The 19277-nt window shown below is 42.9% G+C and carries 15 protein-coding genes; 11 read left to right on the top strand and 4 right to left on the bottom strand.

Going from position 1 to position 19277, the window contains the following annotated elements; translation table 11 throughout:
* Positions 1-55: 55 nt before the first annotated feature.
* From KO531_RS20570 to KO531_RS20555, 4 genes are all read left to right on the top strand, one after another.
* Entirely contained in the window at positions 56-868 is an 813-nt protein-coding gene (locus tag KO531_RS20570; RefSeq protein ID WP_028759725.1) for a pyruvate, water dikinase regulatory protein, read from the top strand.
* Positions 869-1050: 182 nt separating this feature from the next.
* Positions 1051-2115: a 3-deoxy-7-phosphoheptulonate synthase gene (locus KO531_RS20565; protein ID WP_028759724.1), complete on the top strand. Its 1065-nt coding sequence runs from the start codon at positions 1051-1053 to the stop codon at positions 2113-2115.
* Between the two features lie 180 nt (positions 2116-2295).
* Positions 2296-2760 carry an acyl-CoA thioesterase gene (locus KO531_RS20560; protein WP_173496827.1) on the top strand — a complete coding sequence of 155 codons (465 nt, stop codon included), beginning with the start codon at positions 2296-2298 and terminating at the stop codon, positions 2758-2760.
* A 220-nt stretch (positions 2761-2980) separates the two neighbouring features.
* On the top strand, positions 2981-3643 hold the full coding sequence (locus KO531_RS20555; RefSeq protein ID WP_028759722.1) for a response regulator transcription factor: 663 nt from the start codon (positions 2981-2983) through the stop codon (positions 3641-3643).
* Between the two features lie 63 nt (positions 3644-3706).
* Here KO531_RS20555 and cysB read toward each other — a convergent pair whose 3' ends face one another.
* Positions 3707-4690 (bottom strand): HTH-type transcriptional regulator CysB, encoded by a 984-nt coding sequence (gene cysB, locus KO531_RS20550; protein WP_028759721.1) that lies wholly within the window; start codon positions 4688-4690, stop codon positions 3707-3709.
* Positions 4691-4918: 228 nt separating this feature from the next.
* On the opposite strand from cysB, the gene zomB reads away from it, so the two are divergent.
* Positions 4919-5698, top strand: coding sequence for a flagellar motor control protein ZomB (zomB, locus tag KO531_RS20545; protein ID WP_028759720.1), 780 nt, complete (start codon positions 4919-4921; stop codon positions 5696-5698).
* A gap of 243 nt (positions 5699-5941) precedes the next feature.
* Here zomB and topA read toward each other — a convergent pair whose 3' ends face one another.
* Positions 5942-8584: a type I DNA topoisomerase gene (gene topA / locus KO531_RS20540; protein WP_219252125.1), complete on the bottom strand. Its 2643-nt coding sequence runs from the start codon at positions 8582-8584 to the stop codon at positions 5942-5944.
* A 330-nt stretch (positions 8585-8914) separates the two neighbouring features.
* Between topA and astB the strand changes: the two genes are divergently transcribed.
* A complete protein-coding gene (gene astB, locus KO531_RS20535) occupies positions 8915-10249 on the top strand; it encodes an N-succinylarginine dihydrolase (protein ID WP_219252124.1) in 1335 nt (444 codons plus the stop codon).
* Positions 10250-10329: 80 nt separating this feature from the next.
* Here the strand turns inward: astB and KO531_RS20530 are convergent, their stop codons facing one another.
* A complete protein-coding gene (locus tag KO531_RS20530; protein ID WP_219252123.1) occupies positions 10330-12840 on the bottom strand; it encodes a hypothetical protein in 2511 nt (836 codons plus the stop codon).
* A 222-nt stretch (positions 12841-13062) separates the two neighbouring features.
* Between KO531_RS20530 and KO531_RS20525 the strand changes: the two genes are divergently transcribed.
* The 4 genes from KO531_RS20525 to KO531_RS20510 all read left to right on the top strand — a co-directional run bounded on the left by KO531_RS20525 (position 13063) and on the right by KO531_RS20510 (position 17113).
* Entirely contained in the window at positions 13063-14385 is a 1323-nt protein-coding gene (locus KO531_RS20525) for a dicarboxylate/amino acid:cation symporter (RefSeq protein WP_219252122.1), read from the top strand.
* A 171-nt stretch (positions 14386-14556) separates the two neighbouring features.
* Positions 14557-14916: a hypothetical protein gene (locus KO531_RS20520; protein WP_028759715.1), complete on the top strand. Its 360-nt coding sequence runs from the start codon at positions 14557-14559 to the stop codon at positions 14914-14916.
* A 182-nt stretch (positions 14917-15098) separates the two neighbouring features.
* On the top strand, positions 15099-15773 hold the full coding sequence (locus KO531_RS20515; RefSeq protein ID WP_219252121.1) for a response regulator: 675 nt from the start codon (positions 15099-15101) through the stop codon (positions 15771-15773).
* On the top strand, positions 15764-17113 hold the full coding sequence (locus KO531_RS20510) for a sensor histidine kinase (RefSeq protein ID WP_028759713.1): 1350 nt from the start codon (positions 15764-15766) through the stop codon (positions 17111-17113). The genes KO531_RS20515 and KO531_RS20510 overlap by 10 nt, the downstream gene beginning before the upstream one ends.
* A 15-nt stretch (positions 17114-17128) precedes the next feature.
* Here KO531_RS20510 and KO531_RS20505 read toward each other — a convergent pair whose 3' ends face one another.
* Positions 17129-17824 (bottom strand): 2OG-Fe(II) oxygenase, encoded by a 696-nt coding sequence (locus tag KO531_RS20505; protein ID WP_168825391.1) that lies wholly within the window; start codon positions 17822-17824, stop codon positions 17129-17131.
* 118 nt (positions 17825-17942) lie between these two features.
* Between KO531_RS20505 and KO531_RS20500 the strand changes: the two genes are divergently transcribed.
* Positions 17943-19205 (top strand): HD-GYP domain-containing protein, encoded by a 1263-nt coding sequence (locus KO531_RS20500; protein ID WP_028759711.1) that lies wholly within the window; start codon positions 17943-17945, stop codon positions 19203-19205.
* Positions 19206-19277 lie beyond the last annotated feature (72 nt).

Here is a 19277-nt window from a genome sequence, read left to right as displayed (position 1 = left end):
GAACACGCGTAAATCTATAATTTTATTTGTAATTTTATTACTACAAGAGGTCAGTATGGCACCAAAAGTATTCTATATCTCCGACGGGACAGCGATCACAGCTGAAGTTTTTGGTCATGCGGTTCTCTCGCAATTTCCATTAGAATTTGAGTCACTTACGATTCCATTTGTCGAAACTCTGACGAAAGCGGAGCAAGTTAAGCGACAAATTAATGATTGTTTTATTACAACAGGTGAGCGGCCGTTAGTATTCCATTCCATCGTAAAAGCCGAGATCCGCGACATCATCTACTCGAGTGAAGGGGTTGATTATGATTTTTTGAATACTTTTGTGGCCCCACTCGAACAACATTTAGGTGTTTCTGCCTCTCCAGTTGTACATAGAACCCATGGAAAAGCGAATCACGGCTATGAAGCGCGTATTGATGCCATTAATTTCGCCATGGATAACGATGATGGCCAGACCATGAAACATATGGATCAAGCCGATCTGGTTTTACTTGGGGTCTCTCGCTGTGGCAAAACGCCATCGAGCCTGTATTTATCAATGCAGTTCGGTATAAAAGCGGCAAACTACCCTTTCACCGAAGATGATATGGATAACCTTAAGTTACCTGAAGCGCTGAAACGCAATAAGAAAAAACTGTTTGGTTTAACGATTGATCCCGTGCGTTTACATGAAATCCGTCAGAGTCGAATGGAGAATAGCCGCTATTCATCGCTCAAACAGTGCCGCTTAGAAGTCAAAGAAGTGGAAATGCTGTTTAAACGCGAACGCATTCCTTACATAGACACCACTAATCATTCCGTGGAAGAAATTGCCACTAAAATATTAGATGTCACGGGCCTAGAACGGCATATGTTCTAAGCCTAATAAGCCAAAATCAGCAAAAGAAACCGAGTGAATTTAGTCTAAAAGAAACTAACTTAAATCAAATTCATTGCACAGTTGCCGACAATTAACGCAATTGGCACTGTGCAACTCGGTTCGATTCGTTATAATCCGAGGCAATCTGGCGAAAAGCGCCGCACGCAAGCTCGGTATTTTGAATGACCATAAAAACAGACGAACTACGCACTTCCTTATTAGCAAAAGTCATCTCACCTGCGCAACTGGCATCTGAGTTCCCATTAACTCAAGATGCAGCCGATTATCTGGTTCAGCAACGTCGTGAAGTCGAAGCCATCATTATGGGTGAAGACCAACGTCTATTGGTGATCATAGGCCCATGTTCAATCCACGATACTAAAGCGGCATTAGATTATGCTCAACGCTTAGCCGCGTTACACCAAGAATTGAAAGATGACTTGTGTATCTTAATGCGCGTCTATTTTGAAAAACCCCGTACAATTGTCGGTTGGAAAGGATTAATTTCAGATCCCGATCTCGATGGCAGTTTCGAACCAAACAAAGGTTTACGCATTGCCCGCGAATTGCTGCAACAAATCACTGAATTAAAATTGCCTATCGCCACCGAATTTTTAGATATGGTGAACGGTCAGTACATAGCGGATCTCATTACTTGGGGCGCTATTGGTGCGCGTACTACGGAAAGCCAAGTCCACCGTGAAATGGCTTCGGCACTGTCTTGCCCCGTTGGTTTTAAAAATGGTACTGATGGGAACATCAATATTGCCGTTGATGCAGTTCGTGCCGCACAAGTGCCACATGTTTTCTATTCACCGGATAAAGATGGCGCTATGGCGGTCTATCGCACCCACGGCAACCCGTTTGGCCATATCATCCTACGTGGTGGCAAAAAACCTAATTATCACGCACAAGATATCGAAGAAGCGCGTCAACAGCTTGCATCTGTTGGGGTAACTCAACGTATGGTTATCGATTTCAGCCACGGAAACAGTGAGAAGAACCATCTCAAACAGCTGATGGTCGCCGATGAAATTATGACTCAAATGCGTGCTGGCAGCACTGCCATCGCAGGTATTATGGCTGAAAGCTTCTTACAAGAAGGTAATCAAAAAGTCGTTGAAGGCCAGCCACTCTGTTATGGCCAAAGTATCACCGACGCTTGCTTGCATTGGGATGACTCTGAAATCCTGCTACGTAAGCTCGCAGCGGCTTCCCGCGAAAGAAAAGCACTATTAACCAAATAAATCTGAAGTAAAATAAATCGTCCAATAAAAAACCGATCTCATTTCGGTTTTTTTATTGGAAGCATGACATTATCCTCAGTCATATGCCTACTGCACCTTAAAGCCTGTAGTTTTCTATCTTTAACCACCATAAATCTTTATAATTCGAGCTTATTTTGCTGCATTACCTTAGGTTGCTGTATGTCGCTTACCCCCATGTCCACAAACACCGAAAACACCTCACGAATCGAAGCCGCTGCCCCCCCCTTTCCTGACGCGATTCAAACTCGAATTGATTCCTCAGAAGCGCGCGTGATTAAAGCAGTATTCCCCTCAATCACCAACCATCACAATACGTTATTTGGTGGCGAAGCTTTAGCGTGGATGGATGAAACAGCCTTTATTGCAGCAACTCGTTTCTGCCGTAAAACCTTAGTCACAGTGAGTTCCGATAGAATTGATTTTAAAAAGCCTATCCCAGCAGGCACACTAGCAGAACTCATCGCTCGTGTGATCCATGTAGGTAATACGTCATTAAAAGTTGAAGTCAACATCTATGTAGAAGACATGTATCAAGACCGTCGAGAGCATGCTATACGTGGTGTGTTCACCTTTGTTGCGGTTGACGAACAACGAAATCCCACAAAAGTGTGGACATATGGGTAGTTTTTAGACGATTTTAAAGTATAGGTTAGCCCGTACTTTCGGGCTTTCAATTGAAACTATACGGTCCATCTTTTTCCTTGTAAAACACCGACCAAAGTCTAACAACCAGAAACATATCAAAATTTTGTCCTTATTCCTGAATAAAGCAATAGGATCCTTGATTACTTTTCTGTTACATTGAGTTCAATCTTCACGCGCACCGAACATAATCATAAAAGCCATGAAGCTAGAAAACTTAAATATTATTATCGCAGACGATCATCCATTGTTCAGAAATGCACTACGTCAAGCGCTGACCAGCGCTTTCGAACATGCACAGTGGTTTGAAGCAGACAGTGCTGACGCACTGCAATCTGTATTGGATGTTCGAAGCGTCGATTACGATCTTGTACTGTTAGATCTGCAGATGCCCGGGTCCCACGGCTATTCCACGCTTATCCACCTACGCTCACATTATCCTGAGTTACCCGTTGTGGTGATTTCAGCCCACGAGGATATCAATACCATTAGCCGTGCGATTCATTATGGCAGCAGTGGTTTTATCCCTAAATCAGCTTCAATGGAAACCCTAAAAGAGGCGCTAAGTGCGGTGTTATTCGGTGATATTTGGTTGCCTAAAGGCACTGAGATTATTGCTATCAATGACGATGCCATTGATAAAATGGCCAGCAAGTTATCCGATCTCACGCCGCAACAATATAAAGTGTTGCAGATGTTTGCCGAAGGGTTATTAAATAAACAAATAGCCTACGATCTTGGCGTGTCTGAGGCGACCATCAAGGCGCACGCGACTGCCATATTTAGAAAACTTGGCGTTCGCAACCGCACTCAAGCAGTTATTGCCCTTGCGCAACTCGAGATGGATAAAGTCGATTTATCTTAATCGCTAAACCCATAAAAATGCCGCTTTTATTAGCGGCATTTTTATGTTTGTAAATCATCCAAGTTAACGCATTGGCAGATTTTTATCGGCAAACATTTCATCTATGAGCTGTTGATCCCGTAATGCTACGGCTTTCTCCACCACATCACGGGTTAAATGCGGCGCAAAGTGCTGAATAAAATCATACATATAACTGCGCAAGAAACTGCCCTTCCTAAAACCAATTTTAGTCGTACTGTGGGCAAACAAATGACCGGCATCAATAGCAACTAAATCTTTATCAACATTTGGATCAATGGCCATAGACGCGATGACGCCCACGCCTAATCCTAAACGAACATAGGTTTTAAGCACATCGGCACTGGTCGCACTAAAGACAACACGCGGCTCTAAATTGGCCCGATTGAACGCTTTTTCAATTTCAGAAGCACGGTCAAAACCAAAGACATAGGTCACTAAGGGGAAACGGGCTAAATCTTCGATACTAATCAAGCTGCCTTGATTGCGGGTCGCAAGAGGATGGTCTTTTGGCACAACGATAGAGCGGTTCCAGTGGTAACAAGGCAACATGATCAGATCTGAATATAAATGCATTGCTTCGGTCGCAATAGCAAAATCTGCATCACCGCGAGCTGCCTGTTCGCTGATCTGCGACGGTGTCCCTTGGTGCATATGCAAGTTCACTTTAGGATAGCGATCAATAAACTGACGAATTATCGTCGGTAATGCATAGCGTGCCTGAGTATCTGTTGTGGAAATATTTAACTCACCTTGATCTGGCTTAGTATATTCTTCAGACACTTTTTTGATACTTTCAACTTTACCTAAAATATCATTGGCAATGCTGATCACTTGCAAACCCGCAGGTGTGACATGGGTTAAATGTTTACCGCTACGGCCAAATATTTGGATCCCCAACTCATCTTCAAGCATACGAACTTGTTTACTGATCCCGGGTTGAGAGGTATACAAGTTTTCAGCTGTCGCCGATACATTGAGGTTATGTTTTACGACCTCAGCAATATACCTGAGTTGTTGCAGTTTCATCTTATTTCCTTGTCTCAAACACGCAAAATGCCATTAACAACTGAGCCCTCAAAGCACTCTCAGCTATAATCAATCGTTATAGTATATAGTAAAAATTAAAGCAAATAGGAATATAGAGCACAAGTCTACAGATTCATACGACAGAAATGATAACCTAGGCTAAGATAACTATGCTAGTTTATTGATTTATTGTAGCATTAGCTCAATTGGATAAATAATGGAACATCTATGTCATTCACCTTGGTTCTGATCCTCATCGGTGCGCTTTTACTGCTTGTTATCGGAATTAACGTATTACAGCAACAAAAAGAACGTGTAGAGGCTGAGCGTCGCATTGAATTTGCCCGTCAAAGAGCAATTATCGATGAAACTGAAACTGTGTTATCAAACACAGGAATGATGCCTTGTAGCACGAATATAGTGTTGGTTTTGTATCGGCGTGTACAAGATGCCTTGCAATCTGCAACAGCGATCAGTAATGGCCAACAACAGTCAGACTACCAACGCCGCTTAGCCGATATTAATAATCAAATAACAAGCTTACAGTCTGGCCAACCTCAAACTCCTCCAATTGAGAATTTCAGACTACCCGATAATGACAAGCAAATTTTAGCGCTTGTTCAAACCTTAAAAAAATTAAAGGCGATACTCAGAGCCGAGCATAATAAAGGTAAAGTCGATCCGAGCATTTTTGCTCAAGAAGAAAGCCGCATCGACAGTTTACAGCTCAGAATTAATGTCGATTCTATGCTTTCTCGTGCCCGCGCTGCCAGCTTTATGAAGCAATATGGCTCATCAAAACAAATGGTAACCAAAGCCCTATCAACATTACACGCCATTAAGGCACAAACGCCTAATGATCCCTTCATTGGTCGTAAAGTCGATGAGGCTAAACAATTACTTGATGAAATTATGGGTGCACAGAAACAATCTGAGCCCAGTGCGCCTAGACCTAAAAATGAAGAAGATGATATCGATATGCTGTTTCAACCTAAAAAGAAATGGTGATCAGTCTCTATTTGCTTACCGTTAAGTTGAATTAGCGACACATTTGCCACCATTCTATCGCGTCATTGTGAGTCAGTTTGTATCTGTAAGTGTAAAGTACTCAGTAAGTGTAAAGTACTCAACATGTTTAAATTATTATCTATAGCAACAAATTGATATCGAAAAAATGCAAACAAAAAGCCAAGTCATAATTGACTTGGCTTTTTTGTTATTCTCTTGGCGTTAAGCTAACTCAATCCACCGCTATACGCCTTTCTTGGCCTTCTTGGTAGATTCACTCACCCACTTACCATTGACGTAATGCGCAGACCAACCCGTAGCTTTACCATCGACTTCAGTCGCAACGTATTGCTCTTTCGTCTTACGGCTAAACTTCACCGCAGCCTTATTGCCTTCATCATCAGTGACTGGCGCATCCGCTAAATACTGATACTTAGGCCATAGCAGCTCACGGTATTGAACCAGTTCCTCAACCAGAGGCGCACGGGTTTCACGTGATTTAGGGAAAGTACTGGCCGCTAAGAAGATACCCGCCGCACCATCACGTAATACGAAATGGGCATCCGATTTACTGCATTTCAGTTCGGGTAAATAAATAGGATCTTCTTTTGGCGGCGCCGCCTCACCATTTTTAAGTAATTTACGGGTATTCTTACACTCTTCATTGGTACAGCCAAAGTACTTACCAAAACGACCATTTTTCAGTTCCATATCGTGACCACAGCGATCACACTCAATCAGTGGACCTTCATAGCCTTTGATCTTGAATTGGCCTTCTTCGACTTCATAGCCTTCACAGATTGGATTGTTACCGCAGACGTGTAACTTACGCTTCTCATCGATCAGGTAACTGTCCATTGCCGTGCCGCAAATACTACAACGGTGCTTCGCACGCAGTGCATCTGTTTCGGCATCTTCACTGTTTTCGCTAATCGCCTCAACGCCAGGCGTGAGGTTCATCGTCGTCTTACAGCGTTCTTTAGGGGGCAATTCATAACCAGAGCAACCAAGGAAAACACCTGTCGTTCCAGTGCGGATCCCCATAGGACGACCACAAGTTGGGCACTTGATATCGGTCATCACCATTTGGTTAAGACGCATGCCACCTTCTTCGGGATCCAGCTCCGCTTTTTCTAATTGCTTAGTAAAGTCAGCATAGAAACCATCGAGCACTTTTTTCCAGTCTAACTCGCCCCGAGCCACATCATCTAATGTTTGCTCCATGCTGGCGGTAAAGTCATAGCTCATCAAATCAGCAAAACTGCTCACCAATCGTTCGCTGACAATTTCACCCATTTTTTCGGCATAGAAACGACGATTTTCGACTTTTACATAACCACGATCTTGAATCGTTGAAATGATGGTTGCGTAGGTTGAAGGGCGGCCAATACCGCGTTTTTCTAATTCTTTTACTAAAGAAGCTTCGCTGTATCGTGCTGGCGGCTTAGTAAAATGTTGTTTAGGCTGCAATTCTTTTAATGCTAATACATCGCCCTGAGCCACGAATGGTAACGTATTGTCTTCTTCGTTTTTCTTCTTAAGCGCTGTTTGTACGCGAGTCCAACCATCAAAACGTAAGGTACGTCCCGTGGCTTTGAGCTCATAATCACCCGCTTTTACGGTCAACTTAGTGGCATCATATTGTGCAGGTGTCATTTGACATGAGACAAACTGGCGCCAAATAAGCTCATATAAGCGCTGAGCGTCACGTTCCATGTCAGATAAGGTCGCTGCTTGCACTTGAACGTTTGATGGGCGAATCGCTTCGTGAGCTTCTTGTGCGCCTTCTTTTGATCCGTATCGAATCGGTTCGGCGGGTAGATACTTATCACCAAATTCTTTGGCAATCATATCGCGCAAGTTTTCAACGGCTTCTTGACTCAAATTGGTCGAGTCAGTACGCATATAAGTGATATGACCGGCTTCGTAAAGTCGCTGAGCCATCATCATGGTCTTCTTCACACCAAAACCTAAGCGTGTACTCGCGGCCTGTTGCAATGTCGACGTAATAAAGGGAGCAGATGGTTTACTTTGAGTCGCTTTATCTTCGCGGGCCAGCACAGTAAAACTTGCCGCAGATAACGCTTGAACCGCAGCCATCGCTTGCTGTTCATTGATAGGATTAAAAGCAGCATCTAGATGCTTAACCACTTCCATCCGCAAAGCTTCTTGAGCGGGCGTATTGAGTTCTGCGTGTACATCCCAAAATTCTTCAGGCACAAAGGCTTTGATTTCGCTTTCGCGTTCGACCACTAAACGCACGGCAACCGACTGCACTCGCCCAGCGGATAAACCGCGAGCAACTTTTTTCCACAGCAGCGGCGACACCATAAAACCGACAACTCTGTCTAAGAAGCGGCGGGCTTGTTGGGCATTAACCATGTTAGTGTCGAGTGTCGACGGTTTACTAAAAGCATCTTGAATCGCAGACTTAGTAATTTCGTTGAAAACGACACGTTGATACCGTGAAGGATCACCACCAATCACCTCTTGCAAATGCCAGGCGATAGCTTCTCCCTCACGGTCTAAGTCGGTTGCGAGATAGATTTGGTCAGCAGAATCGGCAAGTGCCTGTAACTCTTTAACGACTTTTTCTTTACCCGGCAAAATTTGGTACTTAGCCGCCCAGCCCTTTTCAGGGTTTACGCCCATACGAGACACTAGCGCTTGCTGATCTTTCACCTTTTTATATTGAGCTTTTTCTTCTGGCGACATCTTCTTAACTTCGGCAGCGGATTTAACCTTTTCATTGCCTTCTGAAGTCGATGATGTCGGCAGATCACGGATGTGACCTACGCTCGATTTAACGATGAATTCTTTGCCAAGATATTTATTAATAGTCTTAGCTTTGGCCGGTGATTCGACAATAACTAGCGATTTACCCATAGTTTAATTTGCGCCAAAAAATCTCAAGAAGGTGGAAATTGGCACCATATATAGAGGGTTGTACTGATAGTTTCAAGTTAATCCCTCTTTTATATGTACCAGCGAGTCACTTTTTAATCAAAGTTGAAAAAATGTAAAAATATAATATGCGTAATTAAAAACTAATATTTCATTATTTGCCAGCAAGCAAGAAATAGTTATGCATTTATCGTGAAAAAGTCGCTTTGAGCACAAAACCGTCCGCTTGTGCACTCGAAAAGCTTCAGTATACTGGGTTCCCTCAGGGACCATATGAACAAATAATAACTTTCCCTATCACAAGGATAAGCAATGAAGCACTTTGAAGCGAATTTTGATGGACTCGTTGGACCAACACACAATTACGCAGGGTTGTCTTTTGGCAATGTCGCCTCACTTAGCAATGCCGCCTTAGTTTCCAACCCCAAAGCTGCTGCAAAACAAGGACTCCAAAAAGCCAAAGCACTAGCCGATATGGGCATGGTTCAAGGAATATTAGCTCCTCAAGAGCGCCCAGACCTCTATACATTGCGCCGAATTGGATTTTCTGGCTCTGATGCTAATGTATTAAAACAAGCGGCAAAAGAAGCGCCCATATTACTTAATGCCTGTTGCAGTGCTTCCAGTATGTGGACAGCCAATGCCGCTACCGTCTCACCAAGTGCAGATACACGTGACGGCAAACTGCATTTTACCCCAGCAAATTTAGTCGATAAACTGCATCGCAGCATCGAGCCTTTGACAACGGGGCGCATATTAACAGCAACTTTCAGTGATCCCCACTATTTTCATCACCATAGTCACTTACCTGAGCATAATAGCTTCGGTGATGAAGGTGCCGCAAACCACACTCGTCTCTGCAATGAATACGGCCATGCTGGTGTTGAGCTGTTTGTTTATGGACAAGAAACCACCAATCCCAACGCACCTAAACCGCAAAAATATCCAGCAAGACAAACCTTAGAAGCGTCGATGGCAGTCGCACGCTTACATCAACTGGAAGACGATAATTGTGTCTTCATCCAACAGAATCCTGATGTGATTGATCAAGGTGTATTCCATAACGATGTTATCGCAGTAGGTAATCAAAATGTCCTGTTCTACCACGAACAAGCCTTCTTAAATACCCAGAATAAGATCGATGAAATTAAACGTAAACTCGACACTGAGCTGTATTTCATTGAAGTGCCAACCGCGAAAGTAGCAATTAACGACGCAGTCAAAAGCTATTTATTCAATACTCAAATTATTACATTGCCATCCGGTGAAATGGCAATTATTGCCCCAACGGATTGCCAAGAAAATCCCGCGGTATTTGCCTATTTAAACGAATTACTCACGTTAAACACGCCGATTAAGCAAGTGCTTTATTTCGACGTAAAACAAAGCATGCAAAACGGTGGCGGCCCTGCCTGTCTTCGTTTACGTGTCGCCATGAATGAAGTGGAAGTCGCAGCGGTAAATCAACACACTCTGATGAATGATGCTTTATTTACTCGTTTAAACCTTTGGGTAGACAAACATTATCGAGACAGATTAACCACCCAAGATCTTGCAGACCCTCAGCTAATCATCGAATCTCGAACAGCTCTGGATGAACTGACACAGATTATGAAACTAGGTAGCGTGTATCAGTTCCAGCGTTAATGAATAAATATAATTCCAAAGACTAGACACTAAAAAGCGCACAATTAAGTGCGCTTTTATTTATATAATAAAAAACGTATTTATAAAATATTTACTGCTATTGAAAGCACCTCTGTTACAACATTATTAGGTGTAGTCACAGTTACAAGTAATGTGCCTGAGTTAGGCTTATCTTCACCTTTTAATGATACGGTAAACTCACGACCACCGTTATGATTTGAACTCGGCCAAATATATTGGTTTGCACTAGTAACAGAACCTGCACTAACTACAAAAGTAACGACTGAGCCTGCTGGCAATTGCTGATTATGCAAATCAGAAAGAGTAAATGAAGCAGAAGCAGTTCCCTTTCCATAGATCTGAATTGAACCACCAAAATGCTCTCTAGCAACAAGCACTGTTATAGGCTTACCATCTTCATCGACACCATCAACTAGTTCTTGATCAATGATTTTTATATCTTTGTCATTCGTTGCATAAGCAGCACTGCCTGACATAACCATAACAAGACTTCGGCGTACATAAAGCGACTTCTCATTACTCACACCATCGGCACAACCTACATGCACAGGATCGGAACATAAAACTCCATTATATTTATTGTCTTTAACATCGAATACCCCATTCGAGTTAAAATCAATTAATTCTTCTAGCTCACCACCTAATTGCCCACTGGCCTGCTGCGGGTTAAAAATACCATCCTCATTATAATCGTTAAATGCATCATTTAAATCAAATGATTGGCCCGTAACATCCTTACCAGTAAGAAATGTTGTCATTTCGCTAGCATCAAAACGACCATTACCATTCAGATCTGGGAATGACTCTTCACCAATTGCAGTAGCAGTAATAGTTGCCCGCCCGCCATATTTCTGGCCATAAAAATTACCATAAACACCTAAAGCAGGATCTAGAATCATACCAGCTTCAGGATTACGAATTTGAATACCAGCACCATCAATTAGAACTTCACCTAATGGGCGAGGTAACTGACTTGTCCATTTCACAGTACAAGCCCCTTTTATCGTTTGACAGGCATCCTCAATAGACCCCCCCTCTGTAGTAAATGAAACTGTCGTTCCATCAGGCACAGGGTTATTAAACGCATCAGCTAAACGCGCAGTGACTAATACTTCTGAGCCATCTCGGTTCCAGCCTTCTGCATTTAAACTTTGTGCAGAAAGTGAAAAACTATCTTGGTCAGGAATACCCGTTGAAATAATCAATTGACTCGACTGACTTGATATTGCAGGAATAGAATTATCATCGACTGTTGCAGTTACTCTTAATGATGTGGCAACGGTACCAGTTGTCACAACCGTTTGTACAAGCCCCTCATTATTAGTTGTTGCCTCAAGAGGTGCAAGCTTTACGCCTCCAACGCCAGTATTCAAATTAAACTTCACATTCTGATTACTAACAAAGTTACCATTTTTATCTAGAACTCTAAACTTAACCACTGACGATTCAGTACCACCAGTGCCAAGAATGCTAATATTTTCAGGAACCGCCGATACAAATACAATACTACCTATATCAGATCTTAAAACATTAATAGTTCCTGTGGCTGACAAGCTAATTCCACCAGCATTCGCAGTAACATTTATTTGATCTTCACCTACGCACCCTTGTGCTAAGTAGGTAGAAGTCGCAACGCCATTACTAGATGATACAGGCGAACTTATTTGTGCTTGGGCAGGAATTTTAGTTGCACACGTTGAAGAAAAGTTAACGTCCACAGGCTGAGTAAATGCATTACCTAGATCATCTTGAATTAAAACAGAAATTGTTGCAGTACCACCAGCAGAAACTGTAGTACTGCTAACTGCTGCCTTGCCCTTAACAAATGGATTGCCGCTTCCCATAACAACATTAGTTGCACCAACAACAACAATAGTATTACCTACTTCACCAGTAACTAGTGAAGCCATAACTTCTCCTGCACCTAAAGCACTTCCTGCATAAATATCAACAGTGGCCTTACCTTGAGCGTTCGTTACAGCTGTTTTAATTGGTAAATCACCTATTGGACTGGAAAAGGTCACAATCGCTGGCTTCTTAATACCTGTCACTGTTGCAACTAATTTCCCAGGTGAAAGAGTACTAATTGACTGTATTGGAGAACCATTTGCATCAGTTAAAACTAATGAAACTTGAGCACCGCCACCAGCTACACCACCATCACCCTTCATATTAAATCCAATCTTACCGGACTCACCACTGTCAATTTTTGCGCTTACTGTACCAGCTCCAGCAATCGTCGCAGTCACTAATGTAATACTCGCTACACCATTAACGTCAGTTAAGGCTGTTCCGATAGAGGGATTGAAAGATCCAATATTGCTATCACTGAGTGAAAAAGTAACTAAGATACCAGCAAGAGGCCCAAGTTTAGAATCTACAACTTTAGCAGTGACCTCCGCAGGGGCTATAGCCGAAATATCAATATTTGAAATTCCCATGGTGACAGTGACGACACTTGGCGTCGGCGGAGTACCGGAACCATCATCAGAGATACTGCCTCCACCACCACATGCTAATAATAAAAGCGAACACAATCCTGCGAGAAAAACCTTATACGCTGACTTCATTGTCAGGCTCCCTGTTACTCTGATGATAATACCTAAGCGAGACGCTTATTACTTATAGGCTAACATTACACAATTTTCACACAACTTTCCCATAACTATCTTATTTTATTTCGCAAATCTGATAAATACTTTAACATTAATTGTCATTTCATCTTCACGATTTTCTTGCTAGTCTTGTGAGCGCCAAAAAATAGAATGTATAAAAAACACACAGGACTCTCTATGGCAATTTCTATAAAAAATAAACTAGGCCTTACAAGTAAAATTCTGATCGGTATGGGAACAGGTATTGCTTTAGGCCTCATTCTCCGCAATGCCTTTCCAGAAAGTGATATAGTAAAAGATTATATTACTGAAGGTTTCTTGCATGTTATCGGTACTATCTTCATCTCCAGCTTAAAAATGTTAGTCGTTCCTTTAGTCTTTATTTCATTAGTTTGCGGAACTTGCTCACTGAGTGAACCTTCAAAATTAGGCCGCTTAGGGGGGAAAACCCTCGCCTTCTATTTATTCACAACCGCCATTGCCTTAGTGATTGCGATTGTCAGCGCAGTCCTTATACATCCTGGAAACGCCTCACTGGCGTCAGAAAAAATGGAGTACGTCGCAAAAGAAGCCCCAAGTCTTGCTGATGTGCTGATAAACATAGTGCCCACTAATCCGATGCAGGCATTGAGCGAAGGTAATATGCTGCAAATTATTATTTTTGCGGTGATTTTTGGCTTTGCTATTGCTCATATTGGTGAGCGCGGCAAACGTATTGCGGCGTTGTTTGAAGATTTAAATGAAGTCATCATGCGTGTCGTGACACTGATCATGCAACTCGCGCCCTATGGTGTATTTGCGCTGATGGCAAAACTTGCATTAACACTCGGTTTAGAGACCTTTGGTAGTGTGGTGAAATATTTCTTCGTGGTCTTAGGTGTATTACTGGTCCATGCGTTTATCGTTTATCCAATCCTTTTAAAACTTTTCTCAGGCCTCAACCCCTTAATATTCATTCGTAAAATGCGTGATGTGCAGTTGTTTGCTTTTTCAACCGCCAGTTCAAATGCCACTTTACCCATTACCATAGAAGCGTCTGAACATAGATTAGGTGTCGATAATAAAATCGCCGCTTTTACGCTACCGTTAGGCGCTACCATTAACATGGATGGCACAGCAATCATGCAAGGTGTTGCCACTGTGTTTATTGCGCAGGTTTTTGGCATTGAGCTCTCACTAACCGATTATGCTGTTGTCGTTGTGACTGCCACGTTAGCATCAATTGGTACAGCGGGTGTTCCAGGTGTCGGACTTATCATGCTGGCCATGGTGTTAAATCAAGTTGGCTTGCCAGTGGAAGGGATTGCCCTGATTATCGGTGTCGATCGCTTACTCGACATGGTGCGTACTGCTGTAAACGTCACAGGTGATTGCGTAGCAACTGTAATTATTGCTAAATCAGAGGGCGAATTTAACGAGCAAGTGTTTAACAACACTCAAGCGGGTAAAGTTGCTAGAAGTTTTGATGAGCAAGTTCATCATTTAGATAAATCGAACTAAACCTCACAAAGACCAAAATGACGCCCAGCTTCAGTGTTGGGCGTTTTTGTTTGAACGCAATACAGTTAACATGTCTATTGTTAGCAAAATGTGAACGCACCAATAGTACGGAAGTTTGTTTTTAGATACATTATGTTTACTATTTTAATACGTTTAATGGGAGGGGTATAAATGTGGTGGAGAAGTCTTTGGATCCTGATTGCATGCTGGTTATTGAGTGCCCACTTCGTACGTTACGAACAAATTAACTTTGCTATTCCTTTTGCACTTGCGCCTTTGGTCTTATTTTTTAACTCAGTTTACTTACTTCGTTTATTACAAATTTTATTATTTATAAGTGTCTTTGCCGTCTGGGGCGTCACAACCATTGAAGCGGTACATCTGCGATTAGCGCAAGAAATGCCTTGGTTGAGATTATCTTTTATCATGATGGCGGTGATGTTATTTACCTTAGGCGCGATTATGTGTGGCAACGGCATTTTGCGGATCAGAAAACAAAAATCGCCTTGGGGAAATTCCCCAATACGCTAACACTTTAACGGCAAAACCTTCTTATTCAACAATAAATTAGTACTTATTTTGACCACAAGTTCAACTCGGTCAGCAAAGGTTAAGTTCAACTAAGATATGCTGTTCCTCTATTTGGTTATCAGTGTGATTTTGCGTAGACTAGTTTGCTAAAGCTTAGCTCATACACTTTAAGGCATTATATTATGAGAATTTTGGTTGTTGAAGACGATCCTATTTTATCCCACCACTTAAAAGTGCAATTAAGCGATCTCGGCAATCAAGTTCAAGTGGCACTGACTGCCAAAGAAGGTTTTTATCAAGCCACTAATTATCCCATCGATGTAGCCATTGTCGATTTAGGGCTACCCGATCAAGATGGTATTAGCTTAATTCAACAACTCCGTGAAGCGGGTCTTAAAGCACCGATATTAATTCTCACGGCACGAGTTAATTGGCAGGATAAAGTTGAAGGCCTTAACGCCGGAGCCGATGACTATTTAGTGAAACCCTTTCAAAAAGAAGAGCTTGTCGCAAGGCTTGATGCCTTAGTGCGACGTAGCGCAGGTTTTGTTAAACCCGTGATTTGCAGTGGAGAATTGAAACTCGATCTCGCCGCCAAACAAGTCACTCTGGGTGACGAAGTCATGGAGGTCACTGCCTTTGAATATTTAATCCTCGAATATTTGATGCGCCATTGTCATGAGGTTGTCGCCAAGCAACGTTTACTCGATGTGATTTATGGTGATAAGGAAGGCGATCCCAATACGATTGAAGTTATGGTCAGCCGCTTGCGTAAAAAACTGACCCGCGATGGTATCGATACCCCCATAGTGACCATCCGCGGCCAAGGATATAAATTTAACCTGCCATGCAATTAAGATTAAAATTCAAGAAACGTCTGCTGACACGGATGTTTCTCACCTCACTATCAATTATTACCTTAGTGGGTTTTGGTCTCGCATGGATGGTTAATATTCTGCATGCGCAAAATAGTTATAACGAAGAAACGGCCCAACTCATTGCCGAAATTCCCCAAGTCGCCGCCGAATTACGGGAGCACGATCTTATCCCCGATACCAGTGCTTGGTTGGAAGAAAATAATAAACAAGAGCGTTATGTGATAGCGAGTTGCGATGACAAATTTAAGCAGGTTTGGACCTCATCCCTCGCAGTAGATCGTGGCTTATTTGATACCTGTGAGCGTTTTAACGAAATCCGTAACGACTCCCCGCCCTACTACCTCACCATGGCTGACGATAGAGGATATTTCGTCTATTTGCTCGCGGTAGAAATTGCCAGTGTGCATTACAACCTCCTCGTCATGAAAGATGCCGCCAAACTGGAGCAAGAATACAGTAAGTTCAGTAAACGTACTTATATTCGTTTAGCCATGGTATTGGCCTTAGCCTTAATTCTATTGGTCAGCGCCGCCTATTGGGGCATGCGTCCCTTGGTACGGATGCAAAATGAACTGCAATCAATTAACCAAGGGAAGAGTAAATCACTTTCTGAGGGCTATCCTGTTGAACTTGAAGGCGTAACGCAAGCACTCAACCAGATGTTGCAACAATCGAGTGCCCAACAACAGCGCTATCAAAATGCTATGAATGACTTGGCACACAGTCTTAAAACCCGCTTAGCCGCCGTGCATGCCATTACAGATGACGCCAGTTTGAGTAAACAATCGGCAAGCGAAAAGATCATGGAACAAGTCAGCCAAATGGATCAGCTGGTCAAATACCAATTAAAACGGGCCATGTTAGGCCGACAAGGCCTGAAGCAAGAACAAACTGTTATTGCGCCCTTAGTCGATCAATTAGCACAAATGTTGTTTAAAATTTATCGAGAAAAACAAGTGCAGTTCTCGGCCAACATATCCCCCTCTTTGATGTTCCCCGGCAACAAGGGTGACTTAATGGAGCTGTGTGGCAACCTTATGGAAAATGCTTTCCGCCTGTGTATCAGCCAAGTGCATGTATCGGCTAAAATTAACTCACAAGGTGAGTTTGAACTCATTGTTGAAGATGATGGCCCTGGTGTTGAAGAAAGCTTAAGACAGAAGATTATCCAACGTGGCGTGCGTGCCGATACTCAGTCCCCAGGGCAAGGGATCGGATTAGCTGTCTGTGATGAAATCGTTCACAGCTACGGTGGCAGCTTAAAAATTGAAGAAAGTCGCTTAGAAGGGGCGCTCTTTAGGATCCGTATCCCAGTGTAAGAAACTGGGATATTATCATGCTATCACCGCATATAACTGTTCGGCTCGATTAAACATGATCCAAGAAGTGGCAATATATTTGTCACCACTCACAGGTTTATTTCCCCGATGTGAATGAGTAAATCCCGCAGGCGCTATCACCATAGTGCCTTTTTTGGGGGAGATTTTACGCTGTTGATAATAAAATTCGGTTTCGCCGCCCTCTTCCACATCATTTAAATAAAACATATAGAGCACGACGCGATGCAGAGCTTCATTGTGGCCATTCTGCGGGAATTGCTCCGAATGCCAATGGGGATAACCGCCTTTATTTTGCTGATACTTTTGAATATTAATACTGCCACTGCGATACAAATACTTCACTAAGCCATCGGCCCTAGGCGCACCCAGCGTCGCAAAATTAGTCGGAGTTAGCGTTACAGGTTGGCCCTGCTCATCACTCACTGACACTGACACCGCCCCCATTAATGCCATTGAATACTTTGTGAAATAATCTACCGCGCCCTTTAAGGTATAACCTAAGAGTTCGTTTCTGATGGGTTGCAGGTCGACGAAACTATCTAAGGTCAAATCGCGGCTGATCTTCTTCTCCAAATCGACGCCATTGCCCGTATGTCCATCAACAACGCCAGCATGTTGCTCAAATGCCAGAATGAGACGGTCACACAAGTCATTCGGCAACGCATTAGGGTATACTTCAATAAAGTCCATACTTCCTCAATGGAGTGGCTACTTTCTAGGCTTACTATGCTGACATGTTAGTTAAGTAATTGTAAAGCAGCATCATTGAGATAAAATAACCCACATTACGCTTCACGATAACAAGAATATGAAAAAAAGCTGTAAAGTTTCAGTCCATCAACTTCAAGTCGGCAACTTTGTGCGTTTGCCCGTGGCTTGGAAAGATCATCCCTTTTTATTCAGTAGCTTTCATATTAAACAAGCTGCGCAAATCGAGTTGATTAAAAATCTGGGCATCGAACATGTCATCGTCGATTTAGAACGCAGCGACGTCGCCCCGATACATGCTGATGCGGTCAACCCTATCAAATTGCCGCCAAGTGCTGAAATCAATGTGCTTAAAAACGACATGGATCAATACAAGGCTGAGCAAATCGAAGTACAAAAAAAATTACGCCGTGACATTAATAAAACTGAGCAAAATTTTACCCGCTCAGTAGCCATGATGCGCAGCCTCATCTCTAAGCTACGTAATCGCCCCTTAAATGCGGTCGATGACGCCAAAGATTTGGTGCACACAATAGTCGAACAGCTGCTCAACTCAGATAACTTAGTGCTGCATTTGATGAGTGATGCTAAGCAGGATGAAAGCATTTACTACCACTCCTTGAATGTTGCGATCCTCTCTATGCTGATCGCCAAAGAAATGGAATGGGATAGAAGTGAAATCGAAACGGTCGGTCTCAGTGCCCTGTTCCACGACGTGGGTAAATTAAAAATCCCACCACAAATTCTAAAAAAATCGACACCTTGGTCAGCACCTGAGCTTAATTTTATCAAACAGCATCCATTACTTGGGATTGAACTGCTCAAATTAGCCGATAATTTTCCCCAAGCAGCCTTACCTGCAATCACCAATCACCACGAGTTTCTCGATGGCAGTGGTTATCCCAAAGGCCTAAAGGAAGAGGCTCTCGATAAGGTATCGCAACTGATTGCGGTAGTGAACGAATATGACTCCTTGTGTTACCCAAGCCAACAGGGCAAAGCCAGAATGCCCTACGCCGCACTGGGGCATTTGTATAAGCAATACAAAACTAAGCTAAATCAAGAGTATATTGGCAAGATGATTAAGATGCTGGGCATTTACCCCCCCGGCAGTGTGGTGGAATTATCCAGCGGTCAATATGCCATGGTGATGTCGGTTAACTTAACTAAACTGCTATGCCCTAAGATATTGGTTTACGATGCGTTAGTTCCTAAAGACCAAGCGCCTATCGTTGATCTGGAAATTGAAGGGATCAGCATAGTGCGCTGCTTACCCCCTGCGGCGCTTCCTGAAAAAGTCCACGAGTATCTAAATCCGCGCGAGCGAGTGAGTTACTACTTTGGCGGCGATAGTCGTAAGTAGTTGATTAAGAAACTGGCTTCACGATTATGTCTAACGAGCTTCACTCATTTAAGCAAAGTCATCGAGTCTCAC

This window comes from Shewanella sp. NKUCC06_TVS (assembly GCF_019345515.1).
Classification (GTDB): Bacteria; Pseudomonadota; Gammaproteobacteria; order Enterobacterales; family Shewanellaceae; genus Shewanella; species Shewanella oncorhynchi.
This window is presented reverse-complemented; position numbering and strand designations above follow the sequence as displayed.